General features: G+C 55.7%; 14 protein-coding genes. 7 read left to right on the top strand and 7 right to left on the bottom strand.

Annotated features, from left to right (window positions below):
• Nucleotides 1–93 precede the first annotated feature (93 nt).
• Complete coding sequence (gene bamC / locus AAIR21_RS15290) at nt 94–1,128, bottom strand: outer membrane protein assembly factor BamC (protein WP_020883067.1); 1,035 nt, start codon at nt 1,126–1,128, stop codon at nt 94–96.
• A 16-nt stretch (nt 1,129–1,144) separates the two neighbouring features.
• Nucleotides 1,145–2,023: a 4-hydroxy-tetrahydrodipicolinate synthase gene (gene dapA, locus AAIR21_RS15285; protein ID WP_014171117.1), complete on the bottom strand. Its 879-nt coding sequence runs from the start codon at nt 2,021–2,023 to the stop codon at nt 1,145–1,147.
• Between the two features lie 145 nt (nt 2,024–2,168).
• On the opposite strand from dapA, the gene AAIR21_RS15280 reads away from it, so the two are divergent.
• Nucleotides 2,169–2,738: a glycine cleavage system transcriptional repressor gene (locus AAIR21_RS15280; protein ID WP_014171118.1), complete on the top strand. Its 570-nt coding sequence runs from the start codon at nt 2,169–2,171 to the stop codon at nt 2,736–2,738.
• Nucleotides 2,738–3,208 (top strand): thioredoxin-dependent thiol peroxidase, encoded by a 471-nt coding sequence (gene bcp / locus AAIR21_RS15275; protein ID WP_014171119.1) that lies wholly within the window; start codon nt 2,738–2,740, stop codon nt 3,206–3,208. Before AAIR21_RS15280 ends, bcp begins: the two co-directional genes overlap by 1 nt.
• A gap of 121 nt (nt 3,209–3,329) precedes the next feature.
• Here bcp and AAIR21_RS15270 read toward each other — a convergent pair whose 3' ends face one another.
• On the bottom strand, nt 3,330–4,394 hold the full coding sequence (locus AAIR21_RS15270) for an AI-2E family transporter (protein WP_014171120.1): 1,065 nt from the start codon (nt 4,392–4,394) through the stop codon (nt 3,330–3,332).
• 221 nt (nt 4,395–4,615) lie between these two features.
• On the opposite strand from AAIR21_RS15270, the gene bepA reads away from it, so the two are divergent.
• Complete coding sequence (gene bepA / locus AAIR21_RS15265; RefSeq protein WP_020883065.1) at nt 4,616–6,079, top strand: beta-barrel assembly-enhancing protease; 1,464 nt, start codon at nt 4,616–4,618, stop codon at nt 6,077–6,079.
• A gap of 18 nt (nt 6,080–6,097) precedes the next feature.
• On the top strand, nt 6,098–6,454 hold the full coding sequence (gene arsC, locus AAIR21_RS15260; protein WP_014171122.1) for an arsenate reductase (glutaredoxin): 357 nt from the start codon (nt 6,098–6,100) through the stop codon (nt 6,452–6,454).
• On the opposite strand, the gene AAIR21_RS15255 is transcribed toward arsC, so the two are convergent.
• On the bottom strand, nt 6,451–7,275 hold the full coding sequence (locus AAIR21_RS15255; protein ID WP_138014070.1) for a helix-turn-helix domain-containing protein: 825 nt from the start codon (nt 7,273–7,275) through the stop codon (nt 6,451–6,453). The genes arsC and AAIR21_RS15255 overlap by 4 nt on opposite strands.
• A gap of 145 nt (nt 7,276–7,420) precedes the next feature.
• On the opposite strand from AAIR21_RS15255, the gene celB reads away from it, so the two are divergent.
• From celB to AAIR21_RS15240, 3 genes are read left to right on the top strand one after another with little or no spacing between them, the layout of a single operon-like run.
• On the top strand, nt 7,421–8,740 hold the full coding sequence (celB, locus tag AAIR21_RS15250) for a PTS cellobiose transporter subunit IIC (protein ID WP_113656117.1): 1,320 nt from the start codon (nt 7,421–7,423) through the stop codon (nt 8,738–8,740).
• A gap of 3 nt (nt 8,741–8,743) precedes the next feature.
• Nucleotides 8,744–9,703 carry a N(4)-(beta-N-acetylglucosaminyl)-L-asparaginase gene (locus AAIR21_RS15245; RefSeq protein WP_113656118.1) on the top strand — a complete coding sequence of 320 codons (960 nt, stop codon included), beginning with the start codon at nt 8,744–8,746 and terminating at the stop codon, nt 9,701–9,703.
• Nucleotides 9,700–11,121 (top strand): leucyl aminopeptidase family protein, encoded by a 1,422-nt coding sequence (locus AAIR21_RS15240; RefSeq protein WP_063924712.1) that lies wholly within the window; start codon nt 9,700–9,702, stop codon nt 11,119–11,121. Before AAIR21_RS15245 ends, AAIR21_RS15240 begins: the two co-directional genes overlap by 4 nt.
• A gap of 56 nt (nt 11,122–11,177) precedes the next feature.
• Here the strand turns inward: AAIR21_RS15240 and AAIR21_RS15235 are convergent, their stop codons facing one another.
• The 3 genes from AAIR21_RS15235 to upp all read right to left on the bottom strand — a co-directional run bounded on the left by AAIR21_RS15235 (nt 11,178) and on the right by upp (nt 13,977).
• Nucleotides 11,178–11,879, bottom strand: coding sequence for a DnaA inactivator Hda (locus tag AAIR21_RS15235; RefSeq protein WP_212479862.1), 702 nt, complete (start codon nt 11,877–11,879; stop codon nt 11,178–11,180).
• 95 nt (nt 11,880–11,974) lie between these two features.
• Nucleotides 11,975–13,264: a uracil permease gene (gene uraA, locus AAIR21_RS15230; protein ID WP_014171128.1), complete on the bottom strand. Its 1,290-nt coding sequence runs from the start codon at nt 13,262–13,264 to the stop codon at nt 11,975–11,977.
• Nucleotides 13,265–13,350: 86 nt separating this feature from the next.
• A complete protein-coding gene (gene upp, locus AAIR21_RS15225; RefSeq protein ID WP_020883061.1) occupies nt 13,351–13,977 on the bottom strand; it encodes a uracil phosphoribosyltransferase in 627 nt (208 codons plus the stop codon).
• Nucleotides 13,978–14,116 lie beyond the last annotated feature (139 nt).

Here is a 14,116-nt window from a genome sequence, read left to right as displayed (position 1 = left end):
GTGATGATTGGTGTTCAAAACTGGGGATATTATGCCACGCACACGTTTGCGTAGCACGAAAATAAAAAGGGCTGGATTAACCAGCCCTCGCATTTATTTGCTGAATGCAGCCTGGAAGACGGCCACCAGCGCATCGTTCTGCGACTGGGTCAGCGTGTGGCCTTTCGGATCGATAAACTGCAGACTGCTGCGGTTATCGAGGTCACCGACCTGAATCTTGTAGTCGCCGGAAGCCAGCTGTGGATCGGTGGCGCCCAGTTCCTGCCATGCACTGTCAGACAGCGGCTTATAGGTTGCCGTCATGCTACCGGTTGAACGGGTGCTGTCGGTCACTTTCATGCCCACTTTTTCCAGCGTCGCTGGCAGGCGCTGCCAGGTCTGGTTAAACGGTGCACGCACAACCAGCATTGGCAGACCGGTGTCATCCGCACCGCTCTGAACGTCAAACGTCGCGCCGTTGCGGCTCTGCGCTGCGTTAGCGGCGTCGCTGGCGTTCTTATCCAGACCCGCGGCAATCACGTTCAGCATTTCAGTGCTGTAACGCTGCATTGATGCGGCATCCGCAACCGGTTTACCCGCCTGCTCCAGGTTCAACAGCTTAACGGTAACCGCCTGCTGATAACCCTGCGGTTTAACGGAGACTTGATAACGCCCACGGTACTGCTGATCTTCGTCCAGACGGTTCCACTCGATCCAGTCGGTGGTCAAGGTCTGGCTGGCATCATCGCGTTTATCGATGGTGTAGTTCTTCGCCTGAATGACGCTCACAACCTGCGGCCACAGGGTGGTACCGCGGGCGCTTTCAACCAGCAGCGACGCCGTATCACCGGTGAACTGGGTACGCGCCCCGCTCACCAGCGCCAGAGGCTGTGCTGGCGGACGAATATCGAGCGCTTTACCGACCAGGCCGCTGCCGTTGGTCACGGGAATATTGTAATCGCCGTTCTGAATCGGCAGGATCATACCAGCCGGTGCGTGAAGTTCAGCAAGCGGGGTCGCATCCAGATAGGATTCATCACCGCTCACCTGGCGCTTGTAGCGCGAGTCTGAACTACAGGCAGCGAGCAGCATAACAAGCGAAACACTCGCAACCTTCGCCAGGCGCGACTTCTGTACTGAATAAGCCATCAAATCTCCCTAAACTCTACAGCAAACCGGCATGCTTCAGCGCTGCTGTGACAATTTCACGACCGTGGTCGGTAATCGGTGTCATTGGCAGACGCAGCGTATCGGTTGCTACAAGTCCCAACTCCTTACACGCCCATTTCACGGGGATCGGATTGGGTTCGACAAATAATTTATTATGCAACGGCATCAGACGCTGATTAATCACGCGAGCTTCATCAAAGTGACCGGCAGCCGCCAGTTTGCACATTTCAGCCATATCGCGGGCCGCAACGTTCGCCGTTACGGAGATCACGCCATGGCCACCGAGCTGCATAAAGTCCAGTGCGGTCGCATCATCGCCGCTCAACAGGATAAAGTCGTCTGAAACCAGCTCTTTGATCTGATGAACGCGGCTTAAGTTCCCTGTCGCCTCTTTAATCCCGATAATATTTTTTACTTTCGAGAGACGACCAACGGTTTCCGGCAGCATATCGCAGCCAGTACGGGACGGCACATTATACAGAATTTGTGGCAAGTCAGTATGTTCTGCGATGGCTTTGAAATGCTGGAACAGACCTTCCTGAGTAGGACGGTTGTAATAAGGGGTCACCGTCAGACAGCCCACGATGCCGCTGTCGTTAAAACGTTTGGTCAAACTGATAGCTTCTGCCGTGGCGTTAGCGCCTGTCCCTGCGATGACCGGGATACGCCCGTCAGCCAGTTCCAGGGTCAGCATCACCACATCGCCGTGCTCTTCGTGGCTTAGCGTTGCAGATTCACCGGTAGTCCCTACCGAAACGATCGCCGAGGTTCCATTGGCGACATGGTAATCAATCAGCTTCTTCATGCTTGACCGGCAGACATTACCTTTTTCATCCATCGGTGTAACAAGCGCGACAATACTTCCCGTGAACATGAGCCATCCTCTGTGCGAACAAGAGCCTCAATGGTACGTTTGGAACTGTAATAAAAGCAAGCGACCTGAGGCCCTCAGGCGGTTGTATGCATGTTTTTTTTATGCTTTCCTTAGGAAGACTTAACCATGCAAAGGAAGAACAGGTTTGACAACCTCATCACAACATTACCTGGTTATCACTGCGCTGGGTGCTGACAGGCCGGGTATCGTGAACACCATCACCCGCCATGTGAGCAGCTGCGGCTGTAATATCGAGGACAGTCGTCTGGCTATGCTGGGCGAAGAGTTCACGTTTATTATGCTGCTGTCCGGGACATGGAATGCCATTACCCTTATCGAATCGACCCTGCCGCTCAAAGGTGCGGAGCTGGATTTGCTGATCGTGATGAAACGCACCACTGCTCGCCCACGTCCGGCCCTGCCCGCGACTGTCTGGGTGCAGGTTGAAGTCCCCGATTCACCCCATCTGATTGAGCGCTTCACCGCGTTATTTGACAGCCATCAGATGAATATTGCCGAACTCGTTTCCCGAACGCAGCCGGGTGACGGCAGCGCCATTCCCACCCTTTTTATTCAGATTACCGCGCACAGTCCTGCCTCGCAGGATGCGTCAAATATCGAGCAAGCGTTCAAAGCCCTCTGTACAGAATTAAACGCGCAAGGCAGTATAAGCGTCGTCAATTATTCGCAGCATGAACAGGATGGAGTTGAGTAATGAACCCACTGAAAGCCGGTGACATCGCACCGAAATTTAGCTTACCTGACCAGGATGGTGAGCAAGTAAATTTGACCGACTTCCAGGGACAGCGTGTTCTGGTCTATTTTTACCCGAAAGCCATGACCCCGGGCTGCACCGTACAGGCCTGCGGCTTACGCGACAACATGGACGAGTTGAAAAAAGTCGGCGTGGAAGTGCTGGGTATCAGCACCGATAAGCCAGAAAAGCTGTCACGATTTGCTGAAAAGGAGCTGCTTAACTTCACGCTGCTTTCTGACGAAGACCACCAGGTATGCGAGCAGTTTGGCGTCTGGGGCGAGAAGACCTTTATGGGCAAAACCTACGACGGCATTCACCGTATCAGCTTCCTGATTGACGCTGACGGTAAAGTTGAACATGTGTTTGATGACTTCAAAACCAGCAACCACCACGACGTGGTGCTGAACTGGCTCAAACAAAGCGCCTGATCGTTGGGCCGCGGCTTCGCCTGACCCGACCTACGCGGTAAATGCAATACGGTAACGCAGGTTACCGTTTTTGATATTTGCCCCTCTCCCCACGGGAGAGGGTATCAGGCCGCACAACTATCTACTTATCCTCAACCGCAGGCACATCCGGCCACGCGTGAACCACTGCTTTGATCAGCGTTGCCAGCGGAATGGCAAAGAACACACCCCAGAATCCCCACAGCCCGCCGAAAATCACCACGGATAAGATAATCACCAGCGGATGCAGGTTCACCGCTTCTGAGAACAGCACCGGCACCAGCAGGTTGCCATCCAGTCCCTGAATGATCAGGTACACCGCGAAGCAGCTCCAGAACTCGGTCCCCAGACCAAACTGGAACAGCGCAACGCCGACAACCGGAATGGTCACCACAAAGGCACCGATGTAGGGAATGAGTACCGACAGCCCCACCAGCACCGCCAGCAGTAGCGAGTAGTTAAGCCCAAAAATTAAAAAACCAATCCAGGTAGCCACACCCACCACAATCATCTCCAGCACTTTGCCGCGAATGTAGTTGGTGATCTGCTGGTTCATCTCTTCCCACACCTGCCCGGCCAGCCCGCGATTACGCGGCAGAATGCGCCGCACCGCGTTCAGCATCTGCTCTTTATCTTTGACGAGGAAGAAAACCATTAACGGAACGAGGACAAGGTAGACGGCCAGCGTGAGCAACCCTACCAGCGACGCCAGGGAATATTTCACCACGGAATCGCCCATTGTCATGATGCGGGCGCGCATGTTTTCGGCCATCGCATCAATGATCCCGGCATCCATCAGGGCGGGATATCGGCGCGGCAGCGTGGCGGCAAAATCAGAAAGCTTATTCAGCATGCCAGGCATATCGCGGATAAGGTAAATCCCCTGTTGCCAGGCCACAGGCATAACGACAAACGACATTAACAGCAGAATGCCGACAAACAGCACCAGGACGATACTGGTCGCCCAGCGTCGGGAACAGCCTATATTTTCCAGACGCGCCGTTGGCCACTCCAGCAGGTACGCCAGCACAATCGCGACCAGCAGGGGGGCGAGAAGACCGCTGAAGAAGAACAGAATGCCGAACCCGGCGACGAGAATAACCAACAAAGCAATGGCTTCCGGGTCGCTAAACCGACGGCGGTACCACTGCATTAACATTTCGAGCATACAACCCTTCCCTGAATCGGATGGCGGGAGTGAGAACGTGAATTGTATCTAACTGTCACAAAAAAGACTTTCGCTTTTTGTCTCCCTGCCACGATCCGCAAAACCCTGATGAATGGGATTTTCTTCATGCCTCAACACGGCTACACTCGCAGGGCAGTGGAGATGAACGATATGCCGGTTCATCGGTCAAATTAGCACATCCCAAATACAGGACAGTGGTTATGTTCAGGCAGTTGAGAAAAACACTGGTTGCGACACTGATTGCCGCACTGACGGTCGGTCAGGTGTTGCCAGCTTTCGCTGACTCGTCCGATTCATTGCCGGACATGGGCACTACAGCAGGAAGCACGCTCTCCATTGGGCAGGAAATGCAGATGGGGGATTATTACGTTCGTCAGCTGCGTGGCAGCGCGCCGCTGATTAACGACCCGTTGCTGGTTCAGTACATTAACGGGCTGGGCATGCGCCTGGTCGCGCACGCCAACTCGGTAAAAACCCCCTTCCACTTCTATTTAATCAATAATGACGAAATCAACGCCTTCGCCTTCTTTGGCGGCAACGTGGTGCTGCATTCGGCGTTATTCCGCTACTCTGATAACGAAAGTCAGCTGGCCTCGGTCATGGCGCACGAAATCTCTCACGTCACCCAGCGCCACCTTGCCCGTGCAATGGAAGACCAGAAGCGTAACGCTCCGCTGACCTGGGTTGGCGCATTGGGTTCCATTCTGCTGGCAATGGCCAGCCCACAGGCCGGGATGGCGGCGTTAACCGGTACGCTGGCGGGAACACGTCAGGGGATGATCAGTTTCACCCAGCAAAACGAACAGGAAGCGGATCGTATTGGCATTCAGGTGCTGCAACGTTCGGGCTTTGACCCGCAGGCCATGCCGAGCTTCCTCGAAAAGCTGCTCGACCAGGCGCGCTACTCCTCCCGTCCGCCGGAAATTTTGCTGACGCACCCCTTACCGGAAAGCCGTCTGTCGGATGCGCGTAACCGTGCCAACCAGATGCGCCCGGTCGTGGTTCAGTCGTCGCAGGATTTCTACATGGCAAAAGTGCGAACGCTTGGCATGTACAATTCCGGGCGTAACCAGCTGACCAGCGACCTACTGGATGCGCTGGCGAAAGGCAACGTGCGTGAGAAAAACGCGGCTCAGTATGGCCAGGCGTTACAGGCGATGGAAGCGAGCAAATATGACGAAGCGCGTAAAACGCTGCAGCCACTTCTCGCCGCTGATCCGAATAACCCGTGGTATCTCGATCTCGCCACGGATATCGATCTGGGGCAGAAAAAAGCCACCGATGCGATTAATCGCCTGAAAGGGGCAAAAGAGGTGCGGACTAACCCGGTGCTGCAGCTTAACCTGGCGAATGCTTACTTACAGGGTGGTCAGCCTGCTGAAGCGGCGAACATTCTGAACCGCTACACCTTTAACAATAAAGACGATCAGAACGGCTGGGATCTGCTTGCCCAGGCAGAAGCGCAGCTGGGCAACCGCGATCAAGAGCTTGCGGCACGCGCCGAAGGCTTTGCCCTGGTGGGACGTCTTGATCAGGCGATTTCCCTCCTGAGCAGTGCCAGTTCACAGGTTAAGCTCGGCAGTCTGCAGCAGGCCCGTTACGATGCGCGTATCGATCAGCTTCGCGGTCTGCAGCAGCGCTTTAAGCCGTACGAGAAGATGTAATAAAGGAGAATTCAGGTCATGACAGACGCGGTAAAAATCTACCACAACCCACGCTGCTCGAAGAGCCGCGACACCCTTAGCCTGCTGAAGTCGAACGGCATTGACCCGGAAGTGGTGCTGTATCTGGAGACACCGCCAGATGCACAGACGCTTCGTCAGCTGCTGCACATGCTGGGAATGGGCAGTGCCAGAGAGCTAATGCGCCAGAAAGAGGACCTGTATACGTCGCTCAATCTGAATGACAGTCGTCTAACCGAGGCTGAGCTGATTCAGGCGATGGTTGAAAATCCGAAACTGATTGAGCGCCCCATTGTGGTCGCAAACGGTCAGGCGCGTATTGGACGCCCGCCGGAAGAGGTGCTCGAAATTCTCTAATCCTTACGCCGCAGCGCTTCCAGAAAGGCCTGCGGCGTGCTCTCTCCCAGCTTTTTCTGCGCTTTGCCCCGATTGTAAAACTCGCACATCTCGATCAACACCTGCCCTAACGGAACAGCATTCACTCGTGGAATGATGTCGCCGAGCGGTACCGCAACCTGCACGGCCTTGTGCCTGGTCGGCTGTACTTTTACGACAGGTTCACCCGCGGGTAAGTCGGGTTCAAAACCGGAAGTCTCAACAGATTGGATATCAGCCGGACAGGCGTTCAGCAACTCACACATCCAGCTGTTCAGCAGCTGTGATGAAATTCCCGCATAGAGCCGGGCATAACACCAGCCGCTCACCGGTTCGCGCCCCCACAGCAGATGCTGCTCCCCGCCATCATCCATATGCAGCGATAAAGGCTGGTGATGCACCAGCAGTTTTGTGGGTAAAACGCCTGCCTTTAGCGCTTTTTTCCCGTGAAGTTCAACGCCCTTGCGTTTCGCAGGAGCGGGACGGAGATAACGGTTCAGCGTCGCCCGCGAAACGGAAATCCCCAGCACCACGTTAACCAGCAGCAGGAGTTCATCCAGCGGTGCGCCCGTGATATCACGCAGCGCATTAACGAGGTCAATCTGCTCTTGTCTCATCGCTTTGTGTATCACTTTTGGGGTCGTATGGTTGTCAGAAACCCGATCGCGATTGCGCCATCGCCGCACGGTCGTCACGGAAATACCCAGCTCCGTAGCCAGTTCTCTGTCGCTTTTATTGGATTGTTGCAGATAGCGACGGATCCGCGGCGTGGTGGTGGCATTGGCGTGCAATTTGATTTCCATCGCTGTAACTCCATAACCAATCTCATGAGATTTATAATATCTTAGCGAGTGCTTTGTGACCTGTTTCACCTTTCAGCCACCGCGCTTCACTGATAATCCACAGACATAACATAACAACACCCCTCAATCTTGTACGGAGTTCACAATGAACAATGTTCTGGGATTTCTTGAAGCAAAACTGATGCCGCTGGCGGCCAAAACTGCGCAACAGCGGCATCTGGGCGCCATACGCGGGGCCTATGTTTCCTTCATGCCGTTTATCATCGTCGGCTCGATTCTGCTGGTCATCTCCTCTTTTCCGAACCAAACCTATCAGCAGTTTATGTCTCAGGCATTTGGTGAAAGCTGGAGTGCCATCATTGAAATTCCGTTCAACGCGGTGTTCTCAACCATGTCGCTGTTTATCAGCTTCCTGGTGGCGTTTCGCCTGGCTGAACACTACGGCGAAGATCGCATTTCCTGCGGTATTCTGGCTCTGGTCGCCTTTTTAATCCTGACACCTTTTATCAAAGTGGCCGAAAACGGCGGTATCACAGTTATGCCGGTGGAGTGGATTGGCAGCAAAGGACTGTTCGTGGCAATGATTGGGTCTCTGCTGTGGACGGAGCTGTTCTGCTGGCTGAAGCGCAAAAAGCTGGTCATCAGAATGCCTGATGGCGTGCCGCCGGCGGTGCAGGAGTCGTTCGCCGCGCTGATCCCGGCCCTGCTGGTAATGATTCTGGTGCTTATTATCCGCATCATTTTCGAAAACACCCACTACAACACCATTCACCAGTTTATTTACGAGGTGGTCGCCACGCCGGTTCGCCATTACGGGACCTCCTATTTCGGCGCGCTGATGACGGTGTTCAGCATCACCATTCTGTGGTCTGTGGGTATTAACTCAGGCTCAATGATCAACGGCATCATTCGCCCGCTGTGGATGGAGAACCAGACCGATAACATCGCCGCCATTCAGGCAGGTACGACGCCGCAGCACATTATCACCGAACAGTTTTTTGACATGATCTGGATGGGTGGCGCAGGGGCAACGCTCTCGCTGGTGATTGCGATGCTGATTTTTGCCCGCAGCAAAAACATGCGCGAGGTGGCGCGTCTCGGCGCGGGGGCCTCGGTGTTTAACATCAACGAGCCGATTCTGTTTGGCCTGCCGGTTATCATGAACCCCATCATGCTGATCCCGTTCAATCTGGTGCCGCTGGTCCTGGTTACCGTGCAATATGCCGCGATGAAAATGGGTGCCGTCGCTGTGACCACCGGGGTGTTTATCCCCTGGACGTTACCGCCGGTGATCAGCGGGTTTATCGTCACGGGGCATCTCAGCGGCAGCGTGATGCAGCTTATCAACCTGCTGATTGGCGCCATGCTGTATCTGCCTTTCATGCGTATCGTGGATAAACAATACCGCGCCGCGGAGATTGCCACCGTGACGCAAACCGACCCAACCCTTGCAAAACAGGAGTAAAGCATGTGGGGAATTATCGCAACCTGGCGAATGGCGCTTGAAGGGGTCACGGAGTCTGCGTCTGCGCTGGCTGCGGGGAAACCGGTAGCAGAAGCGGTGGTCGATGCCGTTGCTGCCGTCGAGGACTTCCCGTTGTATAAATCCGTCGGCTACGGCGGGCTGCCAACCGAAAATGGCGAAGTTGAACTGGACGCGGCGTATATGGATGGCGATACGCTTGCGTTTGGGGCCGTGGGAGATCTGGTTGATATTGCGAACCCGGTGCGTGTCGCCCATGCGCTAAGCCGCCAGCGCTATAACAGCCTGCTGGTCGGCCAGGGCGCGCGTGAATGGGCGCTGAGTCAGGGTTTTGCCAACAAAACCATGCTTACCGACCGCGCGATGCAGCATTACCGTAAGCGCTGCCGGGAGACGCTGGACAAAGGCTTAAGCCCGTACGATGGGCATGACACCGTCGGGATTATTGGCCTCGACAAAAGGGGGTCAATGAGCGTGGCGACCTCCACCAGCGGTCTGTTTATGAAAAAGCGCGGCCGTATTGGCGACTCGCCGATTATCGGCTCCGGCTTTTACTGCGACAGTGAAACCGGTGCCGCCACCGCCACCGGCGTGGGGGAAGACCTGATGAAAGGCTGCACCAGCTACGAAATTGTTCGCCGCATGGCACAGGGCATGTCACCGCAGCAGGCGGCGGACTCGGTGGTCTTCGAACTGGAAGACAAACTGATGTCGCACTTTGGCCGCGCGGGCGATCTCTCGGTGGTGTGCATGAATAATAAAGGCGAATTCGGCGCCGCAACCAACATCAAAACCTTCTCATTTGTGGTGGCAACGGCCCGCCAGCCTCTCACCGTATTTCGCGCCGAGCGCCTGCGGGAAAAAACGCACTATCAGCCCGTGGATGAGGAATGGATGCAGGCCTATGCCGCGCGGATCCGCGCGCCAGTTGAGGAGTCACAATGATTACCTTTGAGCTTATCACCGCCCTTGCAGACGCAAAGCCCCAGAGTCATCTTATTGCCCGGGCCGCCTGCGCGTTACTGCCGGACACCGCACTCATCGCTGAAATGCGTGAACAAAGCACCGTCGCGGATACCCGCTTTGGCTGTGCTCCGTTTGCCAGAATCACGCTGCTGCCGGATGCGCTCTGGCAGGACAGTCTGACAGAAGGGTTACTCACCGCCCTCCGTCCACTGCTGGCAGCCCCGGTCAGCGCCGATGTGGTACTGGATGTCACGGATATTGACGAGGTGGTACTGACGCAGGTTCTGCGTTTTCTCTTTAACCAGGCGCATGACCTTCGCGATCTGCAGCTTAAGAAAACCGATGGCAAAAGCGTTCGCCTTCGCCATGTCACCGCCCTGTGTCATCCGCAACAGCGTGAAAGGCTGGACGCTCTCTTCCAGCAACAGCAGGCCATTGCCCGAGGAATGGTCGCCGCGCGACGTCTGGCGGATATGCCGTCCGATCGCTGTACGCCGCAGTATGTCGTCGACGAAGCGCAAAAGCTGTGCGCCGCCTTCCCCGCCCTGCGGTGTGAAGTGCTTGATGAGAAGCAAATTATTGAACAGGGACTGGGGCTTCTGCATGCCGTCGGTAAAGGCGCGACCTGTCCACCGCGGCTGCTGGCCATTCACTATAACGGCATCGCTGATGGCCCGGTACGCTGTTACGTGGGCAAAGGCATAACGTTTGATACCGGTGGCCTGTGGCTGAAGGAAGGCGCGGGCATGTACACCATGAAATATGACATGTGCGGGGCAGCGAACGTGCTCGGGTTGATGCTGAGCGTGGCAGAACTCGGCCTGCCGGTTCGTATTATGGGCGTACTGGCGCTGGCGGAAAACGCCATAGGACCGGATGCAATGCAGCCGGGCACGGTGGCCAACGCCTGCAACGGTATCACGGTTGAAATCAACAATACCGATGCCGAAGGCCGGCTGGTACTGGCGGATGCGATCGCCTGGGCCAGCCAGCGTCATCCGCAGGCTCGCTATATTATTGATATGGCGACTTTAACCGGTGCCGTCGTGAAAGCGCTGGGGTACGAGCTGAGTGGGTTAATGACGCAGGACGAAGCGCTGCGTCAGGCGCTCACCCACGCGGGGAAACGGAGCGGTGATGAGGTGTGGTCCCTGCCGCTGGATGCACGGTTAAAAAAACAGACCGACAGCGCCATCGCCGACCTGTGCAATACCCCACCCAATAATGCGGCGATCAGCGCATCGGCGGCCTGGCTGTTACACCATTTTTGCCCGCCGACCATTCCTTGGGCCCATCTGGATATTAGCGGCACGGCGCTGTGGCGTGAAAACGGAAAAAGCGTGGCCTCGGGCAGACCCATTCCACTTCTGGTTGAGCATTTGCTGGAAGACAGGTGAGTTTTAGCCAGTGGCACTGGTTCTCCCTCTGCGCCAGGCAGAGGGAGAAAAGCGCATCACAGCTTCAGAATATCTTTCACAAAAGGAATGGTCAGCTTGCGCTGCGCGGTAATCGAGGCGCGATCGAGCTGATCGAGCGTATCAAAGAGCGTGCGCATTTCCCGGTCCAGGCGCTTGAGCAGGAAACGCCCCACGTCTTCCGGGAGTTCAAAGCCGCGCAATCTTGCGCGCAGCTGTAACGCCTGAAGTTTGTCTTCATCCGACAGCGGCTGCAGCTTGTAGATTTGCCCCCAGTCCAGACGGGAAGCCAGATCCGGCAGCCCCAGATTCAGCTGGCGCGGCGGACGATCGCCGGTGATCAGCAGCCGGGTTTTCCCCGACTCCAGAATGCGGTTATAGAGGTTAAAGATCGCCATTTCCCATGGCTCATCCCCCGCCACACATTCGATATTATCGATGCAGACCAGTGAGAGATGTTCCATTCCCTCCATGACTTCAGGCACAAACCAGGTACGTTTATCCAGCGGCACATAGCCTACCGCATCACCCCGCGCGGAAAGCTCCGCACAGGCGGCATGCAACAGGTGGCTGCGCCCCGCGCCTTCGCGTGACCAGATATAGATGTATCCGCTGTGTTCCTGACGCAGCACGTTTTGCAGTGCAGCCAGTAAAGAGGGGTTATCACCCGGCCAGAAACTCGCAAAAGTTTCGTCGTCAGGGAGATAGAGTGGCAGAGAGAGCTGTGCCGGTCCGTTCAGAAGTACCTCAACCAGATCTTACATAAAATCGGCGGTGAGTTTAGCACGGAACGTGCAAGGAGAGAACCGGGCGGATCGTCCGCCCGGTTTTACGATCAATGTGACGCTTTTTCGCTGTCTTCGGCATCCAGCACCACTTCTTCCGGGCGCAGGACGGAGATCAGTTTGAAGATCAGGCTCAGGCCCACACCCACGATGGTCGCGAGCGCCATGCCTTTCAGTTCAGCCGCACCGATGTGCACCTTCGCGCCGCTCACGCCGATGATCAGGATCACGGAGGTGAGGATCAGGTTTTGCGCTTTGCTGTAGTCCACTTTGGATTCAATCAGCACGCGAATACCGGACGCGCCGATCACACCGTACAGCAGCAGAGAGACGCCTCCCATTACCGGTACCGGAATGATCTGGATAGCCGCCGCCAGTTTGCCCACGCAGGAGAGCAGGATGGCGATGATTGCCGCGCCGCCAATGACCCAGGTACTGTAGACACGGGTAATCGCCATCACGCCGATGTTCTCACCGTAGGTGGTGTTAGGCGTAGAACCAAAGAAACCGGAGATAATGGTAGAGAGGCCGTTGGCAAACATCGAGCGGTGCAGACCCGGGTCGCGGATCAGGTCACGTTTAACGATGTTTGCCGTCACCACCAGGTGACCTACGTGCTCAGCAATAACCACCAGCGCCGCGGGCAGGATCGTGAAAATGGCAAACCATTCAAAGCGCGGGGTATAGAAGGTTGGCAGTGCGAACCAGTGCGCTTCAGCAATAGGCGTGGTATCAACAACGCCCATCACGAAGGAGAGCGCGTACCCCGCCAGCACACCGATCAGGATCGGGATAATCGCCATAAAACCGCGGAACAGCACGGAACCAAATACCGTTACGCCCAGTGTCACCATCGAGATGATGATAGTTTTGGAATCCGGTGACTGCCCGTCAGCAGGCAGCAGGCCGGCCATATTGGCCGCTACGCCCGCCAGCTCCAGACCGATGACGGCGACAATGGCCCCCATTGCGGCAGGCGGGAACATAACGTCCAGCCAGCCGGTACCGGCCTTCTTCACAATGAAAGAGACCAGGCAGAACAGGACGCCACACATAATGAAGCCGCCCAGCGCCACTTCATACCCCAGCGGCAGCAACAGCAGAACCGGTGAAATAAAGGCGAAGCTTGAGCCGAGATAGGCAGGGATTTTGCCTTTACAGATAAAGAGGTAAAGCAGCGTACCCACACCGTTGAACAACAGCACGGTAGCCGGGTTAATGTGAAACAGGATTGGCACCAGCACGGTTGCGCCAAACATGGCGAACAGGTGCTGCAGACTAAGCGGGATTGTCTGTAAAAGCGGCGGTCTTTCACTCACCCCGATAGCACGGCGCGTCATAGTGTTTTCCTCTGAGTAGTATTGTTGTTGGCGTTTTATTCAAAAAAAAGCCGACTATCAAAGTCGGCTTCATTATCGTTATTCGATTATTTAGTACCAAAAATCTTATCGCCGGCATCGCCAAGCCCCGGGATGATGTACCCGTGCTCATTCAGCCCCTGGTCGATAGACGCGGTATAGAGTTCGATGTCCGGGTGCGCTTTTTCCAGCGCCGCGATACCTTCTGGTGCAGCAACCAGCACCAGCACTTTGATGCTGCTGCAACCGGCTTTTTTCAGCAGGTCGATGGTGGCAATCATTGAACCGCCGGTCGCCAGCATCGGGTCAACCACCAGGGCCATACGCTCGTCGATGTTAGACACCAGCTTCTGGAAGTACGGTACCGGCTCCAGGGTCTCTTCGTCGCGGTAGACCCCGACCACGCTGATGCGCGCGCTTGGCACGTGCTCCAGCACGCCTTCCATCATGCCGAGGCCGGCACGCAGGATGGGCACAACGGTAATTTTCTTACCTTTGATCTGCTCAACCTGAACCGGGCCGTTCCAGCCCTCGATGGTCACTTTTTCCGTTTCCAGGTCAGAGGTCGCTTCATAGGTCAGCAGGCTGCCGACTTCAGAAGCCAGTTCGCGAAAACGCTTCGTGCTGATGTCATGCTCACGCATCAGGCCCAGCTTGTGTTTAACGAGTGGGTGCTTCACTTCCACAATCTTCATTCTCTTTCTCCTCTGAGGGGGCAACCGCAAAAAAATCGCGGGATTATACCGCTTTTTTCGGATTGCACCATACCCAACTTGCTTGACGTACATCAAGCAAAGTGTTTTAGAGGCAAAAAAGCCGGAGGGCAAGCTCCGG

The organism is Enterobacter sp. PTB, from assembly GCF_051130085.1.
GTDB classification, from domain to species: domain Bacteria; phylum Pseudomonadota; class Gammaproteobacteria; order Enterobacterales; family Enterobacteriaceae; genus Enterobacter; species Enterobacter ludwigii.
The sequence above is the reverse complement of the archived record's forward strand: the minus strand, read 5'-3'. Positions and strand labels throughout refer to the sequence as shown.

What these genes read in the sequence shown, in the direction of transcription:
- bamC (WP_020883067.1), bottom strand. Translation starts at nt 1,128, where the DNA reads ATGGCTTATTCAGTACAGAAGTCGCGCCTGGCGAAGGTTGCGAGTGTT.
- upp (WP_020883061.1), bottom strand. Translation starts at nt 13,977, where the DNA reads ATGAAGATTGTGGAAGTGAAGCACCCACTCGTTAAACACAAGCTGGGC.
- AAIR21_RS15270 (WP_014171120.1), bottom strand. Translation starts at nt 4,394, where the DNA reads ATGCTCGAAATGTTAATGCAGTGGTACCGCCGTCGGTTTAGCGACCCG.
- celB (WP_113656117.1), top strand. Translation starts at nt 7,421, where the DNA reads ATGAACAATGTTCTGGGATTTCTTGAAGCAAAACTGATGCCGCTGGCG.
- bcp (WP_014171119.1), top strand. Translation starts at nt 2,738, where the DNA reads ATGAACCCACTGAAAGCCGGTGACATCGCACCGAAATTTAGCTTACCT.
- dapA (WP_014171117.1), bottom strand. Translation starts at nt 2,023, where the DNA reads ATGTTCACGGGAAGTATTGTCGCGCTTGTTACACCGATGGATGAAAAA.
- AAIR21_RS15245 (WP_113656118.1), top strand. Translation starts at nt 8,744, where the DNA reads ATGTGGGGAATTATCGCAACCTGGCGAATGGCGCTTGAAGGGGTCACG.
- arsC (WP_014171122.1), top strand. Translation starts at nt 6,098, where the DNA reads ATGACAGACGCGGTAAAAATCTACCACAACCCACGCTGCTCGAAGAGC.
- bepA (WP_020883065.1), top strand. Translation starts at nt 4,616, where the DNA reads ATGTTCAGGCAGTTGAGAAAAACACTGGTTGCGACACTGATTGCCGCA.
- AAIR21_RS15255 (WP_138014070.1), bottom strand. Translation starts at nt 7,275, where the DNA reads ATGGAAATCAAATTGCACGCCAATGCCACCACCACGCCGCGGATCCGT.
- AAIR21_RS15240 (WP_063924712.1), top strand. Translation starts at nt 9,700, where the DNA reads ATGATTACCTTTGAGCTTATCACCGCCCTTGCAGACGCAAAGCCCCAG.
- uraA (WP_014171128.1), bottom strand. Translation starts at nt 13,264, where the DNA reads ATGACGCGCCGTGCTATCGGGGTGAGTGAAAGACCGCCGCTTTTACAG.